At 64.1% G+C, this 16,079-nt stretch carries 14 protein-coding genes; 3 read left to right on the forward strand and 11 right to left on the reverse strand.

Annotated features, from left to right (window positions below):
* The first annotated feature begins 21 nt into the window (after window positions 1-21).
* Window positions 22-1,134 (forward strand): acyltransferase family protein, encoded by a 1,113-nt coding sequence (locus BM338_RS16055; protein ID WP_090452428.1) that lies wholly within the window; start codon window positions 22-24, stop codon window positions 1,132-1,134.
* Between the two features lie 252 nt (window positions 1,135-1,386).
* The gene (locus BM338_RS16060; protein ID WP_090452623.1) at window positions 1,387-3,159 is read left to right on the forward strand and encodes an ABC transporter transmembrane domain-containing protein; all 1,773 of its coding nucleotides are present in this window, start codon (window positions 1,387-1,389) and stop codon (window positions 3,157-3,159) included.
* A gap of 111 nt (window positions 3,160-3,270) precedes the next feature.
* Here the strand turns inward: BM338_RS16060 and BM338_RS16065 are convergent, their stop codons facing one another.
* The 4 genes from BM338_RS16065 to glk form a co-directional block, all read right to left on the reverse strand.
* A complete protein-coding gene (locus tag BM338_RS16065; protein WP_090452431.1) occupies window positions 3,271-4,005 on the reverse strand; it encodes a copper homeostasis protein CutC in 735 nt (244 codons plus the stop codon).
* Window positions 4,005-5,048 (reverse strand): glycosylasparaginase, encoded by a 1,044-nt coding sequence (locus BM338_RS16070; RefSeq protein WP_090452433.1) that lies wholly within the window; start codon window positions 5,046-5,048, stop codon window positions 4,005-4,007. The genes BM338_RS16065 and BM338_RS16070 overlap by 1 nt, the downstream gene beginning before the upstream one ends.
* A 121-nt stretch (window positions 5,049-5,169) precedes the next feature.
* Complete coding sequence (locus tag BM338_RS16075; protein ID WP_090452435.1) at window positions 5,170-8,187, reverse strand: TonB-dependent receptor domain-containing protein; 3,018 nt, start codon at window positions 8,185-8,187, stop codon at window positions 5,170-5,172.
* 122 nt (window positions 8,188-8,309) lie between these two features.
* Window positions 8,310-9,311, reverse strand: coding sequence for a glucokinase (gene glk / locus BM338_RS16080; RefSeq protein ID WP_090452437.1), 1,002 nt, complete (start codon window positions 9,309-9,311; stop codon window positions 8,310-8,312).
* A gap of 365 nt (window positions 9,312-9,676) precedes the next feature.
* Here glk and BM338_RS16085 point away from each other — a divergent pair, with 365 nt between their 5' ends.
* A complete protein-coding gene (locus tag BM338_RS16085; RefSeq protein ID WP_090452624.1) occupies window positions 9,677-10,708 on the forward strand; it encodes a LacI family DNA-binding transcriptional regulator in 1,032 nt (343 codons plus the stop codon).
* Window positions 10,709-10,807: 99 nt separating this feature from the next.
* Here BM338_RS16085 and BM338_RS16090 read toward each other — a convergent pair whose 3' ends face one another.
* The 7 genes from BM338_RS16090 to rlmD form a co-directional block, all read right to left on the reverse strand.
* Entirely contained in the window at window positions 10,808-11,014 is a 207-nt protein-coding gene (locus BM338_RS16090; protein ID WP_026633225.1) for a cold-shock protein, read from the reverse strand.
* A 161-nt stretch (window positions 11,015-11,175) separates the two neighbouring features.
* On the reverse strand, window positions 11,176-11,919 hold the full coding sequence (locus BM338_RS16095) for an S-methyl-5'-thioinosine phosphorylase (RefSeq protein WP_090452439.1): 744 nt from the start codon (window positions 11,917-11,919) through the stop codon (window positions 11,176-11,178).
* 31 nt (window positions 11,920-11,950) lie between these two features.
* Window positions 11,951-12,505: an NADPH-dependent FMN reductase gene (locus BM338_RS16100; RefSeq protein ID WP_090452441.1), complete on the reverse strand. Its 555-nt coding sequence runs from the start codon at window positions 12,503-12,505 to the stop codon at window positions 11,951-11,953.
* A 20-nt stretch (window positions 12,506-12,525) separates the two neighbouring features.
* On the reverse strand, window positions 12,526-13,089 hold the full coding sequence (locus tag BM338_RS16105) for a hypoxanthine-guanine phosphoribosyltransferase (RefSeq protein WP_090452444.1): 564 nt from the start codon (window positions 13,087-13,089) through the stop codon (window positions 12,526-12,528).
* A complete protein-coding gene (nagZ, locus tag BM338_RS16110; RefSeq protein WP_090452447.1) occupies window positions 13,086-14,102 on the reverse strand; it encodes a beta-N-acetylhexosaminidase in 1,017 nt (338 codons plus the stop codon). The genes BM338_RS16105 and nagZ overlap by 4 nt, the downstream gene beginning before the upstream one ends.
* Window positions 14,096-14,629: a CYTH domain-containing protein gene (locus BM338_RS16115; RefSeq protein WP_090452449.1), complete on the reverse strand. Its 534-nt coding sequence runs from the start codon at window positions 14,627-14,629 to the stop codon at window positions 14,096-14,098. Before BM338_RS16115 ends, nagZ begins: the two co-directional genes overlap by 7 nt.
* Before the next feature lie 3 nt (window positions 14,630-14,632).
* A complete protein-coding gene (gene rlmD / locus BM338_RS16120; protein WP_090452451.1) occupies window positions 14,633-15,949 on the reverse strand; it encodes a 23S rRNA (uracil(1939)-C(5))-methyltransferase RlmD in 1,317 nt (438 codons plus the stop codon).
* Between the last annotated feature and the right edge of the window lie 130 nt (window positions 15,950-16,079).

Genomic DNA, 16,079 nt, shown 5'->3' on the forward strand with positions numbered 1-16,079 from the left:
TCTCGAGGGAAAAGGAAAACCATGCAGCGCCTGCCCGGCCTCGATCTGTTGCGCGCCATCGCCATCGTGTGGGTGATGCTGTTCCATTCCTACATCGTGGGTGGGATCGGCGACAGCTTCAGCTTCCTTGAGAAGAACGGCTGGATGGGGGTGGATCTGTTCTTTGTGCTGAGCGGCTACCTGATTGGCTCGCAGCTACTTAAGCCACTGAGCCAGGGGCGGCCGCTGGCGTTCGGGCGCTTCTATATGCGGCGCAGCTTCCGTGTGCTGCCGGCGTTTCTCGTCGTGCTGGCGGTGTACTTCACCCTGCCTTGGGCGCGGGAAGCCGAGGGTATCCAGCCGCTGTGGCAGTTCCTTACCTACACCGTCAATTTCCTGATCGACTACGAGCACAACCGCGCGTTCTCACACGTGTGGTCGCTGTGTGTGGAAGAACACTTCTATCTGCTGTTTCCGTTCCTGGCCTGGTGGCTGGTGCGGCGCCCTTCCGTCGGCAAATTCGTTGGCGTGTGTGTCGCACTGATCGTGGGTGGTATGTGGTTGCGCGGTTATCTGTGGCATCACATGGATGGGCGCTTTGTCGAAGTGATCTATTTCCCCACCTACAACCGCATCGATGGCCTGTTGGCCGGTGTGGTGCTGGCAAGCATCCAGACGTATCGCCCGGTGCTGTGGCAGCGCTTGCAGGACAAGGCCAGTGTTTTGCTGCTGGCCGGTTGCGTTGCCGTGGGTCTCTCGCTGGTGCTGTTCCAGGACCGCGCTGGTCTGGCGGCGACAGTGGTGGGCTATCCGCTACTGTCCTGGGGGCTTGCGCTGGTAGTCGTGGCGGGAACGAGTCCATCGTGCTGGCTGGGTCGCAAGCGTGTACCGGGCGCCGGCTGGATCGCGCTGATTTCGTACAGCCTCTATCTGAGCCACAAGATCGTGTTTCATCTGGTGGAAGCGGCGCTGGCCAAGCATCAGCAGATTCAGGGGCTGATGGCGTTTGCGGTTTATGCTGTGGTGACCTTGGCCGGGGGTGCGTTGCTTTACTACACCGTGGAAAGGCCGTTTCTGCGGTTGCGTGATCGGATACAGCGACCGGGGCACGAAGCGATGCCGGCCGTGTTCGCACCCAAGTCGGCCGGAGCTTGAGTCTTTAGCCCCTCTCCCCTCGGCGACCCGTAGGTAGTCCCTATGGGAGAGAGGGGTTGGGGTGAGGGTTCGGGGCTTGAGCAAGCCTTCAAGGTTTCGCTTCGCCCGAACCCTCATCCGCCTGCCGGCACCCTCTCCCGAAGGGAGAAGGATCAGAACGTGTGGTGCCATGCAAACACCCATGCACGCCTCTGTGATTGAATCGCCACTCGAGACCCCCATGTGGAACGGGTCCAGCATGCGGCGAACTTCATGAGCGTACCTCCGGCGACCGACACTTCACCCAAGCGCCGCCTCGGCGCACTGCGCCAGCTCTGGCCATTCCTCAAGCCGCATCGCGCGCTGGCCATGGGCTGGCTGCTGTTCCTGGGGATTTCCTCGGCGGCCACCCTGGTACTGCCAATGGCGGTGCGCCACATGATCGACCAGGGGTTCGGCGCGGAGAGCGCCGCCACCATCAACACCACCTTTCTTGGCTTGTTCGGCGTGGCGTTGGTGCTGGCCGCGTCCACGGCTGCGCGCTATTTCTGCATCACTTTGCTGGGCGAGCGGGCGCTGGCTTCGATGCGCTCCAAGCTGTACGGGCATGTGATCCGGCTGGACGTTGGCTTTTTCGAACGCAGCCGTGTCGGTGAATTGATCTCGCGCCTGGGCACGGATACCGAGGTGGTGCAGGCGCTGATCGGCTCGGGCATCTCGGTGGCGCTGCGCAGTACGGTGACGCTGATCGGTGCAGTGGTGGCGATGGTGTGGACCATTCCGCGACTGGCCGGTTTTACCGCGCTGGTGATCCCCGCGATGATGCTGCCGATCCTGTTGTTCGGCCGCCGCGTGCGCAAGTTGTCGCGGGCTAGCCAGGATCGCCTCGCGGACGCCGCGGCCATCGCCAATGAAACCCTCAACGCCGCACCGGCGGTGAAAGCCTATGCGCGCGAGGACATCGAGAGCACGCGCTATGGCGGCGCCATCGCCCGCGCGCTCGCCACGGCGCGCAAGCGCATCGGCACGCGCTCCTTGCTGACCGCCACGGTAATCGTGCTGATGTTCGGCGCGATCACCCTGGTGTTGTGGATCGGTGCGCGCGACGTGTTGGCCGGCCACCTCACGGCCGGCCTGCTGAGCCAGTTCGTGCTGTATGCGATCTTCGCGGCCGGTTCGGTAGCGAGCCTTTCCGAAGTATGGGGCGATGTGCTGCGCGCAGCCGGCGCCATGGAGCGTATCGGCGAGTTGTTCCAGGAACGCGCGGAGATCACCAACCCGGCCGTGCCGACACCACTGCCAAAGCCCATGAGCGGCGCGCTGCGTTTCGAACAGGTGAGCTTCCATTACCCCACCCGCCCGGATGCACCGGCGTTGCATGATTTCGACCTGCAGATTCATCCCGGCGAAACGGTGGCCCTGGTCGGCCCCTCCGGCGCGGGCAAGAGCACGGTATTCGCGCTGTTGCTGCGCTTCTACGATCCACAAAGCGGCCGCATCAGTGTCGATGGCGTCGACCTGCGCGCCTTGACCCTTTCCGATCTGCGCGGCGCGATTGCACTGGTGCCGCAAGAAACGGTGATCTTCAGCGGCTCGGCTGCCGACAACATCCGCTTCGGCCGTCAGGATGCCAGCGACGACGAAGTGCGCGACGCGGCACGCGCAGCCGAAGCGCACGACTTCATCAACGCCTTGAACGAGGGCTATGCCTCGGAGCTGGGCGAGCGTGGCGTGCGTCTGTCCGGCGGTCAGCGGCAGCGCATTGCGATCGCCCGCGCGATCCTGCGCGATGCACCCTTGCTGTTGCTCGACGAAGCGACCTCAGCCCTCGATGCGCAATCCGAAGCGGCGATTCAGCAGGCGCTGGAACGTCTTGAGAAGGGGCGCACTACGTTGGTCATCGCTCATCGCCTCGCGACGGTGCAGCGTGCCGATCGCATCGTGGTGATGGATGGCGGGCGGATCGTGGCGCAGGGCACGCATGAGAGTCTGCTCGCCGAAGGTGGGCTGTATGCGGAGCTGGCGCGGCTGCAATTCGTGGCGTGACGATTGTAGGAGCGCACCCTGTGCGCGAAAGCCCTGCGCAGCAGGGCTGTGTTTTTTCCGTGTGGCAAAAGCAGCCCCGCTGCGCAGGGCTTTCGCGCACAGGGTGCGCTCCTACAGGCGGCGGAGTTGGTCTGCCAGTTCGCGTATCTGGTGCACATCGCTGCGCAGCTCACCGCCTTCCATGTCACGCAACGTCGGTCGCTGATGACGCATGCCGGAAGGTAGCTGTTGCTTGGCCGAGGCGTGGAATTCGTTTGCGCCGGTGACTTTGGCGAGCGCCACGATATTTTGTGGAGTGACGCCAGCGCCTGGCATCACGGCGATGCGGCCCGTCGCCCGCATGATCAATTGGCGGATCAACGGAGCGCCTTCCATCGCGCTTGCCTGGGCACCGGAGGTGAGCACACGTTCGCAGCCGAGCGCGATCACATCGTCGAGAGCCCGCTCCGGGTCGCGCGTCATGTCGAAGGCGCGATGGAAGGTTACGCCCATCTCCCCGGCCGCCTGGATCAGCGTTCTGCAACGCGCCTTGTCGATATCACCCTCGGCATCCAGCACGCCCAGCACCACACCATCGCAACCGAGCGCGGCGCAGGTTTCGATGTCGCGCCGCATCAGCTCACATTCGAGGTCGTTGTAGAGGAAGTCGCCGGCACGCGCGCGAATCAATACATACAGCGGAATATGCAGCTGCTCGCGCACCATCGCGATCAATGCCATCGATGGCGTGAGGCCACCCAGCTCAAGCGCGGTGCATAGTTCGACGCGCCCTGCGCCGCCTTCCTGCGCGGCCACTGCCGATGCCACGGAATTAGCTGCCACTTCGAGCAGGAAGCCTTGGCTCATTAGTAGACGCTCTTGGCCGGAATCAGTCCGTCCTGCTTGGCCGCATCGCAGACGGCGTAGGAGAAGCCGGGCTGGATCGCGAACGCGCCGACTTCGCCGTGGCGGTTCATGGCGAGGAAGCCGACCTGCAGATCCTTGGATGCGTTCGGGCGGCGCTTGACGATGCGCATCACGGCCTCGTGGCAAGCCTCTTGCGGTGAGCGACCCTGGCGCATTAGTTCCACAACCAGGAAGCTGCCAGCATTGCGGATCACTTCCTCGCCCACACCGGTGGAGGTGGCTGCGCCCACCTCGCCATCCACGTAGAGACCGGCACCAATGATCGGGCTGTCGCCGACGCGGCCGTGGAGTTTCCAGGCCATGCCGCTGGTGGTGCAGGCGCCGGCCAGACGGCCGTGCGTATCGATGGCGAGCATGCCGATGGTGTCGTGGTTGTCCTTGCCGCCCGGCAGACCGCCCTTGCCGTGGTCACGCCTGCCGTAATCAAGTATTTCGCTGTTGGCGCTGGGCTGGTAATGCGCAGTCTTCAGCCATTCCTGCCAGGCCTCGCGGGATTCCGGCGTAAGCAGTTCTTCTTTCTTGAAGCCCTGCTCCAGAGCAAATTGCAGAGCGCCATCGCCGACCAGCAATACGTGCGGCGTACGCTCCATTACCCGGCGCGCCACCTGGATCGGATGCGCGATATGTTCCAGCGCGGCGACCGCACCGCAGTTGCCATCGGCATCCATGATGCTGGCGTCGAGTGTGACCTTGCCATCGCGATCCGGATAGCCAGCGCGACCTACGCTATGGTTCTTCAGGTCGGCTTCGGGCACCTGCACGCCGGTCTCCACCGCGTCGAGCGCATTACCGCCTTTGCTCAGCACGGCCCATGCGGCCTGGTTGGCGGCGATGCCGAAATCCCAGGTGGAGATCACGCGCGCGACACCAGCGGTGCCGGCAACAGTTTTGCCGCCGGCCTGCGCCGGCAGGATCTTGGCGGACAACGCCGCCGCGGACATACCCAGCGCGGCGGTCTTGAGAAAACGACGGCGATCGGCCATCAGGCGTCTCCTAAATAATCGGTTCGGGAAAAACCATCATGCGGCAACCGGCACAGGTTACAGGCTGCCGCCCGTAACCGGTGCCGCCCCTGATTGGAGCGGCCGGTCACGGACGCGCGGATCAGTAGTCGTAGCTGATGCCGAAGCGCACGTAGCGCGGCGACTCCATCACCTTCACCGTGTCGTACAGATCGTTGAGCTTGTCCGGCGTGTTGTTGCTGTTGTAGCGCGTGTACAGCACCAGCGGACGCTGCTGGTTCAGCGCATTGAACACGCTAAGGTTGAAGGCCAGCTTGTGGTCGGCAAAGGCCGGGCGGTATGTCAGGTTCAGATCCACGCGATGGGTCCACGACAGGTCGCCCATCGAGCCCGGCACCGACGGCTTGCCGTTGCACCAGTGGTAGTACGAGCCGTAACCGTCGGGCTGGGTCTGGTTGGGACCGAAGAAGCCCAGGCAGTTGTGCGGGCCACCCGAGGCGAGGTTGATCACGCCCGACACCATCCACTCCGGCGAGATGCGATACACGCCGTAGGCTTTGATCTGATGTGTGCGGTTATTGCCGAGTACGCCGTTGGCGCGGTCCATCACGTAGGCGTTGTCCCAGTCCTGGGTCACACCGACCGAATCGGTGCCGCGCGACACCTGCAGCAGCCCCTCGGAGTTGCCATAGCTGCGCGAGAACACGTAGCTGACGCGACCACCCCAGTTACCCTGCCCCAGCGGATGCTCCAGGAACGTTTCCAATGCGTAGTACTTGCGCTTTGGACCCTGGGTAAAGCCCCAGTCCCCGTTGGTCATCGGCACCTTGACGTAGCCCTGGTTGGTCAGCACCTGGAAGTCGTTGGTCTTGCCGGGATTGAAGATGTAGCAGGCGCCGCGGTTGGCGGTGATCTGAGCATCGGTCAGGCCGTACATGGCCTTGGTCTTGGCGATCAGCAGATTGTCGCTGTCGCAGACGTCGTCGGAGATCTGGCGCAACACGCGGTAAGTGCCCTTGACGCCGGCCACCCACTCGGGGGTCAACATCTTGGTGGCGCCGAGGATGAATTCATCCTGGTACTCCGCGCCGAGATTGGTGGAAGCCACCGTGCGCGGATCGGGCGCCTGGCCGGTGTGGCCGTTGACGTCGAAGTAGCCGAACGGTTTCAGGCCGGTCGGCATACCGTTGGCGTCGATGCCGGTGTAAGTGAAATAGCTGCGGTTCCAGGCGTAACCGGTGGCGCCGTCGTACGCCGTATTGTTGTTGATCGCCAGGTAGTAGCGGCCGGCATTGCCGTACACCTTGAGACTGGCGTCGCCATACACGTCCCAGCTGAAGCCGACACGCGGCGACCAGTTGTGGTTCTGCGAGGTGAATTTCTTGCCGCTGTTGTTGTAGTTGGCGAAGGCGTCGTTGCGCAGACCCACGTTGAGCAGGAAGCGGTCGTTGATCTGCCAGGTATCTTCGATGTACTGCGCGTGCTCCACGGTCCTTACGCTGGCCGCGCCGGAGACCACTTCCTTGACCACGTAATAGCCGTTGCCGCCGGGCGCACCGATGCCATTGCCCGGATCGACCGGCGCGGTGGCGTCGTTGTTGTGGGCATAGGTCCAGCTGACGCTGTTACTGCCCTGATCGATGGTGCGCGGCGTCTGGTCGTCGATGCCCAGGTTGATCTTGTGATCGCCCAGGCGCCATTCGAGATCGATGCGCAGGTTGGTGTTCTGCGAACCCTGGTTCGGCGACGGCACCGAGAAGGTAGCCTGGCTGTTGCCGATTGGGCGGCCACCGGTCAGGGCCAGGTTCTGGTCCTGGATGTTCTGCAGGAACGGCAGGCTCGGGTCGTAATTCACCGGGCTTTGGTAATCGTGCAGGCGCATCTTGCCGTACATCGCGGTCAGCGTGATGTTGTCGGTGAGGTAGCCGGTGTACTTGGCGATGTAACCGTCGCCGCCGGTCTTGGTGTGGTCAGCGTACGACTGCACCGCGCCGGCGCGGTGCGTGGCGTAGTCGAAGGCGTAGTTGGTGCCCGAGGTGCTCTGCTTGCTGGAAATGCCGGTGAGTTCGAGCAGGTGGTTCTCGGTGATGTTCCAGTTGAGCTTGGCGTACCACTTCGGCGTGGTGTCGGAGTAGCGCTGTTGCGAGGGACTGGCGGCATCGCTGGTGGTGGTCTGCGTGCCCTGCTGTTTGTCGGCTTCCGCGGCCACGAAGAAGTACAGGCGATCCTTGATCAGCGGGCCACCCACATACGCGCTGTAGGTGGTCGTCCAGCTCTTGTCGTCCTGGCGATAGTCGTACAGCCGGCCGGCATAGCGGTTGCGCGCGTAGAGAATGTCGTCTGGCGAAGACATCAGCGAACGCGGGCTCCACTGCACCTGCGCACCGAAGTGCCACTCGTTGGTGCCGCTTTTGCCGACCTGGCTGATCACGCCGCCGTCGGAGCGACCGTACATCGCGCTATAGCCACCGGTCAGCACCTCCTGCTGGTCGATGGAACCGTAGGGCAACTGCAACGCGCCCTCTCCTTTGTAGGGATCGGTGGTGTTGAAACCGTTGATGTAATACGCGTTCTCCGCACCCGAAGAGCCAGCGAACGACACCAGGTCGCCACCGCCGCCGATGCGGCTGCCGAAGTTGGAGCCGGAACTCACCGTGCCCGGCGCCAGCAGCGCGATGTCTTCGGCGGTGCGTGCCAGCGGTAATGTATCGAGCTGGGCCGAGGTGATGACGGTGCGCGAGTCGACGCTGCTGACGTCGATCGGCGGTAATCCATTGGCGGTGACCTGCACGCCCTGCAGATTGGTGGCGGCGGCGTTGGCGCCGGTGCCAGCGAAATCCACCTGAGTACCGCTGCTGACGCGCAGCGCGATCTTCTCGCGGCTGGCCACTACCGCGCCCTGGCGTTCCAGACTCACGGTGTATACGCCCACCGGCAGCGCGCCGGCCTGATAGCGTCCATCGGCGCCGACCGGAATACGGCGCGATACACCGTTGTCGCCTTGCACCACCACCGACATATCTTTGGCGTCGCCGCCGATCGTGCCGAAGATCGTGCCGGTGGTCGACTGCGCAAAGACCGTACCGCTCAAGGCCAGGCCCACGACCCACGCCAGCGCGTTGCGAGACAGACTCTGTCCGCGAAGATTGATTGCCTTCATGCCCTCACCTCACCCATGACTGTTGATGTTGTATGTCCGCCGAGGATCCCCCGGTCTTCGCATGTCAGGACCTGATGCGACCATCGTGCGTGGCCGGGCCGACGGTGCCCGGCCGATGTCTTTCATGTCTCGCCGCGCATCAGCAAACCCGCGGCGCCCACCATGCCGAGCTGACCGTGTTCGATCAGGCGCACAGGCACAGCGCTGAGAAATTCGCGCATCACGCCCTTGTTGAAGAAGCGCTGGCGGAACTCGCTGTGCGGAAGGAAGGAGCGGATGTGCGGCAGGATGCCGCCGGCGAGCAACACACCACCGGATGCCTTGAACAGCATGGCCAGATCGCCCGCGAAACTGCCGAGCATGGCGCAGAACATCTGTAGCGCCTCATGCGCCAACGGGTCGTGCGACGACATGGCGGCGGCGCTGATCTGCTCGGGCTGCGCATGGATCGCCGGCTGTCGCTCCAGCTCGGCCAACGCGCGGTAGAGATTGACCAGGCCGGGGCCTGACAGCACATGCCCGGTGTGCACGTAATCGCGATCGCGTGCGAGCAGTTGCAGCAAATCCATCTCGCGCTCATTGCCCGGCGCCAGCGCGACGTGGCCGCCCTCGCTGGGCAGCACAGTGGCGCCCGCCTTGTCCGGCAGCAATAAGGCGCAGCCCAGACCCGTGCCGGGACCGACCACTACGGTCGGACCTTGCGCCGCTGGAGCGTCGATCACCGCAACGCTGTCGCGCTCGTTGAGGAATTGCGTGGCGTAGGCCAGCGCTTCGAAATCGTTGACCACATCCAACTGCCGCAGCGCGAGCCGCTGGCGCAAACCGGAAAGCTTCACCGGCCAACGCAGGTTCTCCGCCACCAGTTCGTCGTCGCGCACATAACCGGCGACGGCAAGCGCACCCTGCTCGACGGCATGACCCGCACCGTGCCGCGCGAGGAAATCGTCAAGGATGTCCGCAAGACCTGGCCAGGCCGAGCAGGCATAGCGCTCGTGCGCGAGCACCGGCGCGTGGCCATGCGACGAAGCATCAACAAGGCCGACACGCGCATGCGTGCCACCCACATCGGCTGCCAGTACGACCCGCGGCACCTGTGCCGCCGCCTCCCACGCACCATCCCGCATTGCCGTCCCCAGTCATGCGATGGACACGAATATGCCGTGTCCTTGTCATGTGGCTTGATGCTAAACCACGAATGGTAACGTTATCAACGGTTGCAAATGAGCCTATGTAGCGCCGAAACAGAAGCGGACGGAAGGGATGACTCGCCGTTATAAGGCTTATATATAAGGTGTATCTGCACCACCGCGGGCCGATGGATAGCATGGAACGGCCAGACACAACCCTGCATATGTCGCCCCAATGAACTCGCGGTATTGCTTGCTGATGGTAACGATACCTAGATACCACGCCACAACATGTGATTACCTGCATCCGCGAGCAGTCGCTTCGGCTAGGATGCGTTATCACCGACATGGAGCGCGTTGCGTTGCGCAAGCCCACCATCAAAGATGTCGCCAGTCTTGCCGGCGTTTCGCCGATGACGGTATCGCGGGTGATCAACCGCGAACCCACGGTGCATGCCGACACCATCCAGAAAGTGCGGCGCGCGATCGACACGCTGCAATACCAGCCTGACGCCACCGCGCGCAGCCTGCGCGGCACCCGCTCATTCACCATCGCCCTGGTCTACGACGACAACCCCAACGCCAACTACATCCTCAGCCTGCAGAACGGCGTGCTTGCTGCATGCCGGGAGCGCGGCTACGAGCTGCTGATCTATCCCTGCGACGCGGCATCGCCGAAGCTGGTGGACGAGCTGTGCCTGCTGGCCAAGAACGCGCGTCTCGCCGGCCTGGTGCTGACGCCGCCGATGTCGGAGAACCCGCGGCTGCTCGCCAAGCTCAAGGCCAACAAGGTGGATTACGCGCGCATCATCGCCGCACGCAACGATCCCCGCGACGGCGCGCCGTGTGTGTATGTCGACGACCATAAGGCGGCGTATGCCATCACCGCCTACTTGGTCCAGCTCGGGCACACCGAGATCGCCTTCCTGTGGGGCGACCCTCAGTATCGCTCCAGCCCGGAGCGCTATCAGGGTTATGCCGACGCGATGAAGGAGCACGGCATACCGATCAAAAAGAAATACGTGCTGGAAGGCACCTACGTGTACGAGGACGGCTTCCGCCGCGCGCGCAAGCTGCTGGCCGGCAAGGAGACGCCGACCGCGATCTTCGGCAGCAACGACGAGATCGCCGCGGGCGCACTCGCAGCAGCGCGCTCGGCCGGGTTGGACGTGCCGTGGGACCTGTCCATCGCGGGCTTCGAGGACAACCCGTTTTCGCGCCAGGCGTGGCCGGCGCTCACCACCGCCAGCCAGTCGACCAGCGAGATCGGCAAGCATGCGGCCTCGCGCCTGCTGGATCAGTTGCAGAAAGGCATCGTTGCAGGCAGCGAGCGCTTTGTGCCGGAGCTGGTCATCCGCGGCTCCACCGCCCCGCCTCGCGGCGCGAAGCGATGAGCTTCACACCGCGCCTGGACCGTCGGCATAAAAAAATCTCGCACCTTGCGGTGCGAGATTTTTTTGATTTGATGGCCGACGCAACGCCGGCTCGACGAATCAACCTGCGATTTCGACGCCCGAAGCCTGGGCACCCTTGGGGCCCGTGGTCACTTCGAACTTCACGCGCTGGCCTTCCTGCAGGCTGCGAAAGCCCTTGGAGTTGATCGCCGAAAAGTGGACGAACACGTCCTCCCCACCGTCCTCAGGCGCGATGAAGCCGAAACCCTTGGCGTCGTTGAACCACTTGACCGTACCGAAACGCATTGCGTGAACCTCTGAATCATGGATTGGATGCGCCATGGTCTCGCATAGAACCACCACAACCCCTTGGTCCGCCGCCCCTGGCACATGGGAAGTATCAACATGTTTCATGGTAAAGCGCAATATCCGGCCGCGTATTGCTATGACCTGGTAGGCAGCTTTGCTTAGCTTTTGAGCAGCTCCGCAAGAATGCGCGGCACTTCGGCAGTGGCGGCGGCCAGATGGGCAAAGATTTCCTCGATGCTGATTTCCGCTTCGTCGCCGCAGCCGGCGGCGAAGTTGGCGACCAGGGCAAGGCAGGCGTAAGCGATATCCAACTCGCGCGCCAGCACCGCCTCCGGCATGCCGGTCATACCGACCAGGTCGCAGCCGTCGCGTCGCATGCGGGTAATTTCGGCGCGGGTCTCCAGCCGCGGCCCCTGGGTAGCGCCGTAACAGCCACCGTCGAGTACAGGCACGCCGGCGCGCCCGGACGCCACGATCAGCCGGCGGCGTAGCGCTTCGGTGTACGGCTCGCTGAAGTCGATGTGCTTCACCTCGGCACCTTCCACATCGCAGAAGCTGGTGTAGCGGCCGTGGGTGTAGTCGATGACCTGGTCGGGCACCACGATCACGCGCGGCCCCATATCGGCGCGGATACCGCCCACGGCATTGACGCCGATCACGGTGCGTGCGCCCAGCGAGTGCAAGGCCCACAGATTGGCGCGGTAGTTCACCCGGTGCGGCGGCACCGTATGGCTCTCACCGTGGCGCGCCATGAACGCGACGCGCTTGCCGGCGAAGTCACCGATCACTACATCACCCGAGGCCGGCCCGAACGGGGTGTCCACGCTATGCCGCGTGGCGTTCTCGAGGCCAGGGAAGCTGTACAAACCGCTGCCGCCGATGACAGCCAGATCGATATTCACGGGTCGGTCCTAGATTCAGAAGAAAACGATTTCAGCCCTGCAGCAAGGCGAGCCGGGTAGCGTAGTTTTGCAGATGGCGCGCCAACGCATCGCGGGTGCGCTCATCGGCCAGCCTGCCTTCGATGATCTTGGTAGGCGCCTGGAACACCAGCACCTCGCCCTGCGGTTCAGTCTGGGCACCGGCACGGCGGAGCACCAGCCGCAACGCATCCTGTGCACGCACGGTGCCGGTCATGCCGGGACTGGCGCCCATGATGCAGACGAGCTTGCCGGCCAGCGCCGCCGTCTTGCGATCGCGGCCTGCGCGCGAGGCCCAGTCGATGGCGTTCTTGAGCACACCGGTGATGCCGCCGTTGTACTCAGGACACGCCAGCAACACGCCGTCGGCGGCGTCGATCGCCTGCTTGAGCGCTACCACCGGAGCCGGATCACCCTGCTCTTCCACGTCCTGATTGAACAACGGCAAGTCATGGAGGCGATGGATCCCGATGCTCATGCCAGCGGGAGCCAGCTCCTGCGCCGCATACAGCAGCGCCGTATTAAACGAGGCAGCCCGCAGGCTGCCCGAGATACCCAGGATGTTCATGCAGTCCCCGATGGCAAGACTTACTTGAGCGCGTAGATGCCCGGCAGGTTGCGGCCCTGCTCGTGATAATCCATGCCAAAACCGAACACATAGCGGTCGGGCAGCTCCACGCCATTGAAGTCGGCACTGATACCGTCGACGAGGCGGTCATGCTGCTTGGTGCACAGGCTCACCACCAGCACGTGCTTCGCGCCGCGGCGCAAGCAGTCGTCGCGTACGGCCTTCAATGTGTGGCCCTCGTCGAGGATGTCGTCCACCAGTAGCACAGTGCGCCCTTCCAGCGGCACCAGCGGCTCGCGCAACCAGTGCAGCTCGCTGCCCGAAGTGGCACCGCGGTAGCGGGTGGCGTGCACGTAGTCGAACTCAAGATCGGTGCGGATCGCCAGCGCCAAATGGCCGGCGAAGATCAGCGCACCGTTCATCACCGTGAGGAATACCGCGCGCTCGCCATCGAGGGCGGCATCGATGCGGCGCCCCAGGTCGGCGATCACGCCTTCCAGCGTGGCGCGATCGAACAGCAGATCGGCAGAAGCCAGCGCGGCGCCGAGCGGGGGAACGGGAGTCGGAGCCACAGGTGTCGTCATGCGTTGCCTTCCTCGGCGTCCAGCGCCGTGATGCGCGCGACAAAACGATCGCGCTGCGGGTTGTCGGTAAGCCCTTCCCAGGTGGCGCCCAGCGCACCGCGCAGGGCCGCCAGACGCTCAGGTGCGGCGGCAGCGTGCCCTTGCACCGCGGCGATGGCTTCATCCACCACGTCGGGGAAGCAGGCAAGCACGAGGTCGCAACCGGCATCCAGATGCGCGTGCACACGCGCGGCGACGCCACCCGCGGCGCCGGCCGCAGCCATACTGATGTCGTCGCTGATCACCGCGCCCTTAAAGCCTAGTTCCTGGCGCAGGATCTGCTGGATCCACACCTTGGAGAAACCGGCCGGCTGCGCATCCACGGCGGGATAAATCACGTGCGCCATCATCACCGCCTCGACCCGCGCCTCGATGCATTCGGCGAAGGGATACAGATCGTTGCGGCGGATGACGTCCAGGCTGCGCGGATCGATCGCCTCCGCCTTGTGCGTGTCGACCTCCACCGAGCCATGACCGGGAAAATGCTTGAGCACCGCCGCCATGCCACCCAGGTGCATACCGCGCACATAGGCCTGACCGAGTTCGGCGGCCGCAGTGGGATCGGCATGGAAGGCGCGCAGGCCGATGGCCGCGTTGCCACGGGCCAGGTCGACCACCGGCGCGAAACTGAAATCGACGCCGATGGCGCGCATCTCGCTCGCCATCACCCAGGCGTGTTCCTCGGCCAGACGGATGGCCTCCGCCGGACGTCGGTCGTAGATCTCGCCGATGCTGGCCAAGGCCGGCAGCCGCGTGAAGCCGTCGCGGAAGCGCTGTACTGGGCCACCCTCCTGGTCAACGGCGACCAGGAAATCTTCGCCGGCCACGTCGCGGATCGACTCGATTAACGCCGTTACTTGCTCGCGGGAGGCGAAGTTGCGTGCGAACAGCAGCACACCGGAAACGCCCGGCGAGGTGAGCCATGTCCGTTCCGCGGCGGACAGTTCCAGTCCGGCCAGACCGATCATCAACATGAGGCCTGTTCTCCCACATCGTCGGCATCCCGCTCCGCCGGTGCCCAGTGCGCGTACGGGTGCTCGATCAGGTTGACGTTGTAATAACGCGCCAGTGCGCTGACTTCACGCCCCAGCCAAGCGGGGCGAGGGAAAGCAGCGTCCGGCGCGTCCAGTTCTACTTCGGCCACCACGAGTCCGGCGTTGTCGCCGAGGAACTCATCGATCTCGAACACTACCCCGTCAACGGTGACGATGTGGCGAAACTTTTCCAACACGCCGTCGCACAGGCTGGCCAGCATGGCTTCGGCGTCGGCCACCGGCACCAGGTATTCATACTCGGCCCGCTCGATGCCGAGCTGCGCGGATTTGATATTGAGCCACGCCAGCTCGCCCGCCCTGCGCACCCGCACTGAAGCGCGTGCATGACCGGCACGCAGCGCTTCCGCGCTCACCAAATAACCCTGCGCGATGCGCTCGCTGTCTTCAACCGCCTGACGCCACGCTTCGCTGCGCAGGAGGAACTTCCGTTCGATCTCGACGCCCATCGCTCAGTCGCGCTCGAACAGGGCGATGGATTCGACGTGCGCGGTATGCGGGAACATGTCCATCACACCCGCCGCACTGAGGCGGAAGCCGTGCTTCTGCACCAGGATGCCGGCATCGCGCGCCAGTGAAGCCGGATGGCAGGAGACGTAGACAATGCGGCGCGTCTCGCGGTGCGGCAGGTATTCCAGCACTTTGTCAGCGCCTGCACGCGGCGGATCGAGCAACAACTTGTCCCAGGACTGCTTGGCCCAGGCAGCATGGCGTTGATCCTCGAACAGGTTGGCGACTTCGAAGCGTGCATTGCCGATGCCGTTGCGCATAGCGTTCTCGGCCGCACGCTCGACCAGGCCATGCTCGCCTTCCACACCGACCATCTCGGCCACACGGCGCGCGATCGGCAGAGTGAAGTTGCCCAGACCGCAGAACAGATCAAGCACGCGGTCGGTGGGCTGTGGATCGAGCAGCTCCATGGCGCGCGCCATCATGCGCTGGTTCATCCCGGCATTGACCTGCACAAAGTCGAGCGGCCGGAACTCCAGCTCCACGTCCTGCACGTCGTCGCGACCGCTGGCAATGCGGAAGGCCAGGCGCGGATGCTCCGGCCATAGCGGATGCACGCTGCTGATGCCGCCGGGCTGCAGGTAGATGGCGAAGCCATGTTCCTGACCGAACGCAGTCAGCGCGGCGAGATCACGCTCGCTCAGCGGTTTGAGGTGACGAAACACCAGGGCCACGGTGTCGTCACCGGCAGCGAATTCGATCTGTGCGATATCGGCGGCCGCATCCATCGTGCTGAGCAGTGCGGCGAGCAGCCCGATCTTGGGACCCAGCGCCGGATGCGCCACTTCGCATTGTTCAATGTCGGCGACGAAGCGCGGATTGTCTTCTTCGCGGAAGCCGACCAGCACGCGTCCCTTCTTCACCACGTTGCGCACCGACAGACGACCCTTGCGGCGATAGCCCCAGGGCTGGTCGGTCAGCGGCGGCAGCCATGAGGCGGGACTGACTTTGCCGATGCGCTCGAAATTCTCGGCCAGCACGCGCTGCTTGGCCTCGATCTGCGATTCGGCATCCAGGTGCTGCAGCGAGCAGCCGCTGCACTGGCCGTAATGGCGGCACTTCGGTTCGACGCGATGCGGCGAACGGGTGCGCAATTCGACCACTTCGGCTTCATCGAAATGGCGATGGCGCTTGCGGATACGCAGCAGCACCTCCTCGCCCGGCAATGCACCTGAAACGAACACGGCCTTGCCGTCGATGCGGGTTACGCCGCGGCCATCGTGGCTAAGGTCGGTAATGCTGGCTTCGAATTCTTTCATTGCGACTGACAAAAGACGCACGCCCGGATGGCAGGGATGATCTAAACAAGTCTACGTAGCCGTCACCGGCTCTGTCTGCCCACAGATGCGTGGTGCGTTGGCGCAGACAGACTGGACGTCTTTCAAGTCA

Origin of the sequence: Dyella sp. OK004, assembly GCF_900114495.1 — a bacterium.
Lineage (GTDB): Bacteria > Pseudomonadota > Gammaproteobacteria > Xanthomonadales > Rhodanobacteraceae > Dyella_D.

Coding starts and splice junctions, on each gene's coding strand:
- rlmD (WP_090452451.1), bottom strand. CDS start 15,949: ATGAAAGAATTCGAAGCCAGCATTACCGACCTTAGCCACGATGGCCGC.
- glk (WP_090452437.1), bottom strand. CDS start 9,311: ATGCGGGATGGTGCGTGGGAGGCGGCGGCACAGGTGCCGCGGGTCGTA.
- BM338_RS16105 (WP_090452444.1), bottom strand. CDS start 13,089: ATGACGACACCTGTGGCTCCGACTCCCGTTCCCCCGCTCGGCGCCGCG.
- BM338_RS16100 (WP_090452441.1), bottom strand. CDS start 12,505: ATGAACATCCTGGGTATCTCGGGCAGCCTGCGGGCTGCCTCGTTTAAT.
- BM338_RS16065 (WP_090452431.1), bottom strand. CDS start 4,005: ATGAGCCAAGGCTTCCTGCTCGAAGTGGCAGCTAATTCCGTGGCATCG.
- BM338_RS16115 (WP_090452449.1), bottom strand. CDS start 14,629: ATGGGCGTCGAGATCGAACGGAAGTTCCTCCTGCGCAGCGAAGCGTGG.
- BM338_RS16055 (WP_090452428.1), top strand. CDS start 22: ATGCAGCGCCTGCCCGGCCTCGATCTGTTGCGCGCCATCGCCATCGTG.
- BM338_RS16070 (WP_090452433.1), bottom strand. CDS start 5,048: ATGGCCGATCGCCGTCGTTTTCTCAAGACCGCCGCGCTGGGTATGTCC.
- BM338_RS16090 (WP_026633225.1), bottom strand. CDS start 11,014: ATGCGTTTCGGTACGGTCAAGTGGTTCAACGACGCCAAGGGTTTCGGC.
- BM338_RS16075 (WP_090452435.1), bottom strand. CDS start 8,187: ATGAAGGCAATCAATCTTCGCGGACAGAGTCTGTCTCGCAACGCGCTG.
- BM338_RS16060 (WP_090452623.1), top strand. CDS start 1,387: ATGAGCGTACCTCCGGCGACCGACACTTCACCCAAGCGCCGCCTCGGC.
- nagZ (WP_090452447.1), bottom strand. CDS start 14,102: ATGTTGATGATCGGTCTGGCCGGACTGGAACTGTCCGCCGCGGAACGG.